General features: G+C 44.1%; 9 protein-coding genes. 6 read left to right on the forward strand and 3 right to left on the reverse strand.

Annotated elements, in window-relative coordinates; all coding sequences use genetic code 11:
- Both RAC86_RS33200 and RAC86_RS33205 read left to right on the forward strand, forming a co-directional pair.
- Positions 1 to 1223: gluconate:H+ symporter (locus tag RAC86_RS33200; protein ID WP_377886530.1), on the forward strand; the 1223-nt coding region annotated here is incomplete at its 5' end.
- An 85-nt stretch (positions 1224 to 1308) separates the two neighbouring features.
- Positions 1309 to 1545 (forward strand): hypothetical protein, encoded by a 237-nt coding sequence (locus RAC86_RS33205; RefSeq protein WP_014114099.1) that lies wholly within the window; start codon positions 1309 to 1311, stop codon positions 1543 to 1545.
- Positions 1546 to 1577: 32 nt separating this feature from the next.
- Here the strand turns inward: RAC86_RS33205 and RAC86_RS33210 are convergent, their stop codons facing one another.
- Complete coding sequence (locus RAC86_RS33210) at positions 1578 to 2039, reverse strand: Hsp20/alpha crystallin family protein (RefSeq protein WP_014114098.1); 462 nt, start codon at positions 2037 to 2039, stop codon at positions 1578 to 1580.
- 98 nt (positions 2040 to 2137) lie between these two features.
- Between RAC86_RS33210 and rarD the strand changes: the two genes are divergently transcribed.
- From rarD to bshB2, 4 genes are all read left to right on the forward strand, one after another.
- On the forward strand, positions 2138 to 3034 hold the full coding sequence (gene rarD, locus RAC86_RS33215; RefSeq protein ID WP_072183656.1) for an EamA family transporter RarD: 897 nt from the start codon (positions 2138 to 2140) through the stop codon (positions 3032 to 3034).
- 75 nt (positions 3035 to 3109) lie between these two features.
- Positions 3110 to 3388 carry a hypothetical protein gene (locus RAC86_RS33220; RefSeq protein WP_003220095.1) on the forward strand — a complete coding sequence of 93 codons (279 nt, stop codon included), beginning with the start codon at positions 3110 to 3112 and terminating at the stop codon, positions 3386 to 3388.
- On the forward strand, positions 3385 to 3735 hold the full coding sequence (locus tag RAC86_RS33225) for a YojF family protein (protein WP_014114096.1): 351 nt from the start codon (positions 3385 to 3387) through the stop codon (positions 3733 to 3735). Before RAC86_RS33220 ends, RAC86_RS33225 begins: the two co-directional genes overlap by 4 nt.
- An 18-nt stretch (positions 3736 to 3753) precedes the next feature.
- Positions 3754 to 4419, forward strand: coding sequence for a bacillithiol biosynthesis deacetylase BshB2 (gene bshB2 / locus RAC86_RS33230; protein WP_003220099.1), 666 nt, complete (start codon positions 3754 to 3756; stop codon positions 4417 to 4419).
- 25 nt (positions 4420 to 4444) lie between these two features.
- On the opposite strand, the gene rsbRC is transcribed toward bshB2, so the two are convergent.
- Positions 4445 to 5293, reverse strand: a complete 849-nt coding sequence (rsbRC, locus tag RAC86_RS33235) for an RsbT co-antagonist RsbRC (RefSeq protein ID WP_061188145.1) — start codon at positions 5291 to 5293, stop codon at positions 4445 to 4447.
- A gap of 15 nt (positions 5294 to 5308) precedes the next feature.
- Positions 5309 to 6667: an MATE family efflux transporter gene (locus tag RAC86_RS33240; protein ID WP_072566434.1), complete on the reverse strand. Its 1359-nt coding sequence runs from the start codon at positions 6665 to 6667 to the stop codon at positions 5309 to 5311.
- Positions 6668 to 6726 lie beyond the last annotated feature (59 nt).

Genomic DNA, 6726 nt, shown 5'->3' on the forward strand with positions numbered 1-6726 from the left:
GACTTGGGATGGATATCAATAAAATTGTTCTTTCAATTGAAGCGGGAATCGGCGGGCAGCTGGGGCATTTAGCTTTAGTGTTTGGACTTGGCGCGATGCTCGGGAGGCTTGTCTCAGACGCTGGGGGCGGCTATCGGATTGCCATTACGCTGATTGACAAATTCGGGAGGAAACGAATACAGGCGGCGGTGGTTATTGCCTCGTTTATCATCGGCATTGCCTTGTTTTTTGAAGTCGGTCTTGTACTGTTGATTCCGATTGTGTATGCAATTGCAAAAGAATTAAAAATGCCTTTTCTCTATCTGGGAATCCCGATGGCAGCCGCCTTAAATGTTACCCACGGATTTTTGCCCCCGCACCCTGCGCCAACTGCCATCTCAGTTGCATACGGCGCCCATATTGGCCAGGTGCTGCTTTTGGGAATCATCATCGCTGTTCCGACGACTGTCATCGCCGGGCCTTTATTCAATAAATTTGCGATGAAGCAATTTCCCGGTGCGTATCAAAAACGCGGAAACTTATCAGCATTAGGGCCGCGGAAAGAATTTCAGCTGGATGAAACACCAGGCTTTTTAATCAGTGTTGCCACTTCTTTATTTCCGGTTATCTTTATGGCGATTGCGACTGTTTTTTCTTTATTATTGAAAGAACATTCAAAAGAAAAAGATATCATAGAATTTATCGGTACACCGGGAACCGCAATGCTTATTTCGCTTATACTTGCGCTCTATACGATGGGATATGCGCGTAAAATATCTATGAAGGAGATCAGCAAATCATTATCAGAATCAATTTCACAAATCGCGATGATGCTGCTCATCATAGGTGGGGGAGGGGCGTTTAAACAGGTGCTGATTGACGGCGGGGTCGGTGATTATGTTGCTGATCTTTTCAGTCAAACAAACATGTCGCCGCTACTCGTTGCATGGATCATTGCTGCGGTTCTGCGCCTGTGTTTGGGCTCTGCTACCGTGGCTGCGCTTACCACTGCGGGAATGGCAGCTCCGCTTATGCAGGCGGGCAGTGTAAACCCGGCATTAATGGTACTGGCAACCGGAGCGGGAAGTGTCATCGCTTGTCATGTAAATGATGCAGGATTTTGGATGGTAAAGGAATTTTTCGGCTTGAGCATGAAAGAAACATTTCAAACTTGGACGCTGCTTACAACAGTTCTCTCAGTAACCGGGCTCGGCTGTGTGTTATTGGCAGGGCTTGTGATGTAACACCCATAGATTCAGTTCATAGCCCAATCGTTTTTCTTCCTTGTTGAATACCTTATGTATAGGCAGTCATAAAGGAGGAAAAATCATGTACCCTCACCATTCGTATTATCGCGGGAACCCAGATCCAGTCGGATACCCGGCGCGTAATCCTTTCTTGTTTGGAGCTCCTTTAGTCGGTGGTTTATTAGGCGGTTTTCTCGGGAGTGCTCTGTTTAACTATCCTCGTCCCTATGCTTATCCGCCTGGCCCTTACGGATACGGAGGCGCACCGTACGGTTTTGGTGCCGGCGCGCCATACGGGGGTTACCCCGGCTTCTATTAATAAAAACGGCCTGCATCGGTGCAGGCCGTTTTTTATCGGATGATTTCTACCTCGGACATATTGTAGTCTTGCTGCTTCTGAAACATGACTTCCAGAAGGCCATCCTTATAGACGGCTTTTGTTCCTTTGCGTTTGACTAAACAAGGAAGGTTTACTTTTTTTGGATGCTCTGAACTAGGAAAGTTTTCTAACAATAATTCGTGAGATGTGTGTTTGATTCTCACCTGTTCCAGCAGGCCTTCGCTGATTGGCACCTTTACAAACACATGGTCTGCTGTTTCGAATATATCAATATCAGGTTTGGCATCCGGTTTGGCGGGCTGTTCTTTTTTGGGGAGGGGATCGCGGAAAGGAAATTGAGCCGCATAATCACTGCCGAACACACTTTCCATCACACGATTTACATACGTTTCAACTTCTTTTGGATCTGCTTTTTTTAATGCTTCCTTGGAAAATTGATTGTGGAAAGGAAAGTACTTGTTCCATTCAAACATCGTCGTCACACCCTTTCTTCATGGACAAAATAGTATATGCCCGGCAGATCTTTCACGTGATATAATATAAGATGCTCTAAAGAAAGGCAGGGATTTACATGCAATATTCAGAAACGAAAAAAGGCGTTCTTTATACAGCCGTTTCCTTTATCATGTGGGGGCTGTTTCCGCTCTATTGGAAGCTTCTCGAACAGCTGCCGGCTCTTGATATTTTGGCTCACCGTATTATATGGTCTTTTGTTTTTATGTGTATCGTGCTTTTTTTCTTGCGGCAATGGAAAACAGGGTGGCAGGAGCTGCGCTCTTTGAAAAAAAACGGAGGCATCCTTTCTTTATTTCTCGCTTCTATCCTGATTTCGATTAACTGGTTTGTATACATATGGGCTGTCAACCATGGATTTTTGCTTGAGGCTAGTCTTGGCTATTACATTAACCCGCTTGTGTCAGTGCTCCTTGGAATTTTATTTTTAAAGGAAAAACTGAATCGCCTGCAACTGGTGGCGGTTTCGATTGCTGCGGCCGGCGTCATCATCTCAGCGTTCCAGTACGGCTCCATTCCGTATGTTGCGCTTCTGCTCGCATTCAGCTTCGGTCTGTACGGGTTAAGCAAAAAAAGAACAAGTCTGCCGAGCGCCATCGGTTTAACGCTGGAAACATTCATGATTATGCCGATTGCATTGGGGTATTTGCTGCTAAGCGGCCATGTTCAGCAAGCTGGTGCAGAAAGCGGGGGCACGTGGATGCTTCTCTTTTTTGCTGGTGTGTTTACGGCTTTGCCGCTATTATTGTTTGCGGAAGGGGCGAAACGGCTGCCGCTGTATCAAGTCGGAATCTTGCAATATATTGCACCGACCATTACCTTGCTGATCGGGCTGTTTGTTTACCATGAGCCATTTTCAAGCTCGAAGGCTTTTACATTCAGCTGTATATGGGCTGCGCTGCTGTTGTTTACGTTTTCACAAGTAAAGTGGAAACGGGCGTCAAAAAGCCATTGAGGCCTTTGGCTTTTCAGCTGAAGCATATATTATGTATAATCATTTCATGTATGTAAGACATAAAGGAGCAAGACGATGGACAATGATAAAGAGATAGTGAAAGCCTACGCTTCACTTTGGAACAACAGATCTCTCACTAGTGATGACGCAGAAGCGGTAGCAGAGGCGATTGATCTTGAGCTCTTGGATAAACGAACACATCCGAGACTCCGGAAACCGATGCTGGAAAAATATTTTGCCGCGATTCAGCGCATTGTGAATTCACAGCTCGAACCGGCTGTGAAATATCAGCTGGTCAAATTACATACAGAACGTGCAGAGCATTTAAAAGAAGAAAGAGGGGAGCAATCATGAAAGCAATCATAAAGGAAGATGTGCAAGCATCTTTAGAACGATATGCGGACCGCCCTGTATATATCCATTTGGAAACCACAACCGGTTCTTATTCAGCGCACTTAAATGAAAAAAACATGACGGTTGTTGCATATATCCGCAATGCAAAAGTCACCTATCATCAGGCAAAAATCAAAGGAAGCGGACCTTACCGTGTTGGCTTAAAAACAGAAGAAGGCTGGATTTATGCTGAAGGCTTGACTGAATACACGATAGATGAAGATAACCGTTTATTAATGGCGGGACACCTGCCGGGCGGTAAACTGGCTATTTCTCTACAAATCAGTGAAAAACCGTTCACAGTTTAAAGAAAAGGGTGAAAAATAATGAAAGAACACGTACTTGTAATCCTGCCTCACCCTGATGACGAATCATACGGAGTGGCAGGCCTGATCGCCTTAAACAGAAAAAAAGACATACCCGTTACGTACGCCTGTGCCACTTTAGGTGAAATGGGCAGAAATATGGGCGATCCATTTTTCGCGAATCGGGAAACATTGCCGCTGCTAAGAAAACAAGAGCTCATTAACGCTTGCAAAGAAATGGATATCAATGATCTTCGGATGCTGGGGCTCCGTGACAAAACGCTCGAATTTGAAGACGATGAGTATTTAGCTGATATCATGGAAGAAATCATAGATGATGTAAAACCAAGTTTAATTGTCACATTTTATCCTGGACACGGTGTGCACCCCGACCATGATGCATGCGGGGAAGCGGTTATTCGTGCATTGTACCGTAAAAAGAAAGAAGACCGTCCGCGCACGCTCTGCATGGCTATTACACGCAACAGAGAAGAGGTTCTTGGCGAAGCTGATGTCGTACTTGATATCAAAGAAGTAGCTGATATTAAGATGAATGCGTTAAGAGCTCACCGCACTCAAACAGAAGGCATGCTCAGAGAGCTTGAAGAAAAATTGAAAAACAATGAACCTGTTATGGCAACATGGTTTGAAGAAGAAGTATATTGGACGTATCAATGGAATGATTAATCAAAAAGGTATAAGGCCTTAAGCCTTATACCTTTTTTAATTTTAAGTCAGATGCAATCGCCGAAGCGAGGGTGGATCTCAAGGAAATATCTTCGAAAGACAAGCCTAGCTGAACCGCGGTTTGCGCGATTTCCGGGCGGATTCCCGACAATGTGGATGAAACGCCGATTAAACGGAGCGCTTCAATCAGACTGAACAGCTGGTGGGCAACCATTGTATCAATAACAGCTACTCCTGACAAATCAATATACAGCTGTGTCACCTTTTTCTCCGCACATTGATGCAGGGTGTTTTCCATAATAAGTTTGGCGCGTACTGTATCAATATCTCCGATTAAAGGCAGCAGTCCGACGCTGTGAAACAGCACAATAACCGGTGCGCTTAATTCAGTAATCATATCTTTTTGAGCCTGAAGCTGAAGGCTTGTGTTTTTGTACATTTCTTCTATAAAAATATGAATCACAAGATCGAACGCTTTTATAAGGGAGTGATACAAATCTTCGGCTTCTTCGCCTTTCACAGTGTCCTGATTGTGATGGACAAATTCTTTCACATAGGAAACATATAAATCTCTCACTCTAACAAACTCCCGGATAATATAGTGGATAGGAGTCTTTAAATGCTCTTGATCCTGTGTCACTTCAAAAGCCCATTCTTTCAGTATAGGCAGGTATACCTCCTCATCATCTATAAAAATACGGTTTATCTTATAGTTGAAGGCGAGATTCTGGCTCTTTAAATTGTGAATGACAGCAGGGTCTGTTGATGCATAAATGGAATTCGGATCAGTCTCCTCGATTGTTTCGTACCATGTTGAACTGATCGTCTCCGCATGCTGAGAAAGATATTCGTATAATTTCTTATTTTTTGCCATGATTGATCACCTCTTTTAAATGTATTGTTTTTGCGAATAACGTTTTTGCAGTTTAGCCAGCCTGAAAAACAGTCCAACTGCTCCTGCGGCGAGTCCTGTAATTAATCCGATCCAATAGCCAAACGCGCCGAGGCTTGTAAACGTACCGACCGCATAACCGACCGGAAGGCCAATGACCCAATAAGAGACAAATGCGGCCGCAAGCGTATAGTTCACGTCTTTGTACCCTCGGAGCGCTCCCTGGATCGGTGCTGCAACAGCATCAGAAAGCTGAAAAAACAGGGCATAAATTAAAAAGTGCTGTGTCAGCAGGAGCACATCGGGGTCAGAAGTGTACATGCCGGCAATTTGCTCTCTGAATAAAAGGATACAGGCTGCTGTCAACAAAGAAAAACCGATCGCCATCATGATGCCGATCAAGCTATATGAGCGCGCATCTTTAAAACGGGCTCCACCGGCTTCAAAACCGACAACAATTGTTAATGCCATGGACACGCTGAGCGGCAGCATATATAAAAGTGAAGCAAAGTTCATTGCTGCCTGGTGGGACGCGATAGTCACTGTATTAAAATGGCTCATCAGAAGCGTGACAGCTGCGAAAATGCTCGTTTCAAAAAACACGGCGAACCCAATAGGCAGCCCGATTTTGAGCAAATTTTTGCATGCTTTCCAAGAGAATTTATACATTGTAAGGAAAATCCCGTATTCGGAAAACGGTGCAGATTTATGAATAATGAAAAAACTGATGATGCAGATACACCAATATGTAAGCGCGGACGCTAGCCCGGCGCCGACGCCGCCAAGTGCCGGCATTCCGAATTTCCCGAAAATGAATACGTAATTCAATACAAAATTGATCGGAAGAGAACTGAGTGTAATCATCATTGTGACTCTCGTTTTCCCTAATGAATCAATGAATGATCTCAAAACGGTGTAAACAAATAAAGGGAAAATTCCCAGCGATAAAAAGCCTAAAAAGTGTTTGGCAATCTGATGGACATGAGTTTCAAGATTTAATCGGCCAAGAATAAGGTCAACTACAGCATATCCAATCGCTAAAACGGCGATGCTAAGAAGCGCGGCCACGTATACAGCTTGTAAAACAGTAAAGGGAATTTGCTGTTTTTTTTCAGCGCCTAAAAACTGGGCGACAATCGGGGTGACTGCCATTAATATACCTGCAAGTCCTGTATAAACAGGTGTCCAAAGGCTTGAGCCAATAGCGACACCAGCTAAATCAGCGGGGCTGACTTTCCCTGACATCACCGTATCTAAAAAGGTCATAAGAGAAAGCCCCGCCTGGGTAATTAATATCGGAATTAAAATGTGCAAAAGCTGTTTGATCTTTTGACGGGCGTTTCGAGTTTCTTTCATACATTGATCTCCGTTTCTTTTTCATAACGAGAGAAATTATAACATTTTATGTATAAAAA

The organism is Bacillus sp. LR_5 (assembly GCF_042709275.1).

Excerpts from the sequence above, each read along its gene's own strand:
- RAC86_RS33205 (WP_014114099.1), top strand. The coding sequence starts at position 1,309 with ATGTACCCTCACCATTCGTATTATCGCGGGAACCCAGATCCAGTCGGA.
- RAC86_RS33210 (WP_014114098.1), bottom strand. The coding sequence starts at position 2,039 with ATGTTTGAATGGAACAAGTACTTTCCTTTCCACAATCAATTTTCCAAG.
- rarD (WP_072183656.1), top strand. The coding sequence starts at position 2,138 with ATGCAATATTCAGAAACGAAAAAAGGCGTTCTTTATACAGCCGTTTCC.
- RAC86_RS33220 (WP_003220095.1), top strand. The coding sequence starts at position 3,110 with ATGGACAATGATAAAGAGATAGTGAAAGCCTACGCTTCACTTTGGAAC.
- RAC86_RS33225 (WP_014114096.1), top strand. The coding sequence starts at position 3,385 with ATGAAAGCAATCATAAAGGAAGATGTGCAAGCATCTTTAGAACGATAT.
- bshB2 (WP_003220099.1), top strand. The coding sequence starts at position 3,754 with ATGAAAGAACACGTACTTGTAATCCTGCCTCACCCTGATGACGAATCA.
- rsbRC (WP_061188145.1), bottom strand. The coding sequence starts at position 5,293 with ATGGCAAAAAATAAGAAATTATACGAATATCTTTCTCAGCATGCGGAG.
- RAC86_RS33240 (WP_072566434.1), bottom strand. The coding sequence starts at position 6,667 with ATGAAAGAAACTCGAAACGCCCGTCAAAAGATCAAACAGCTTTTGCAC.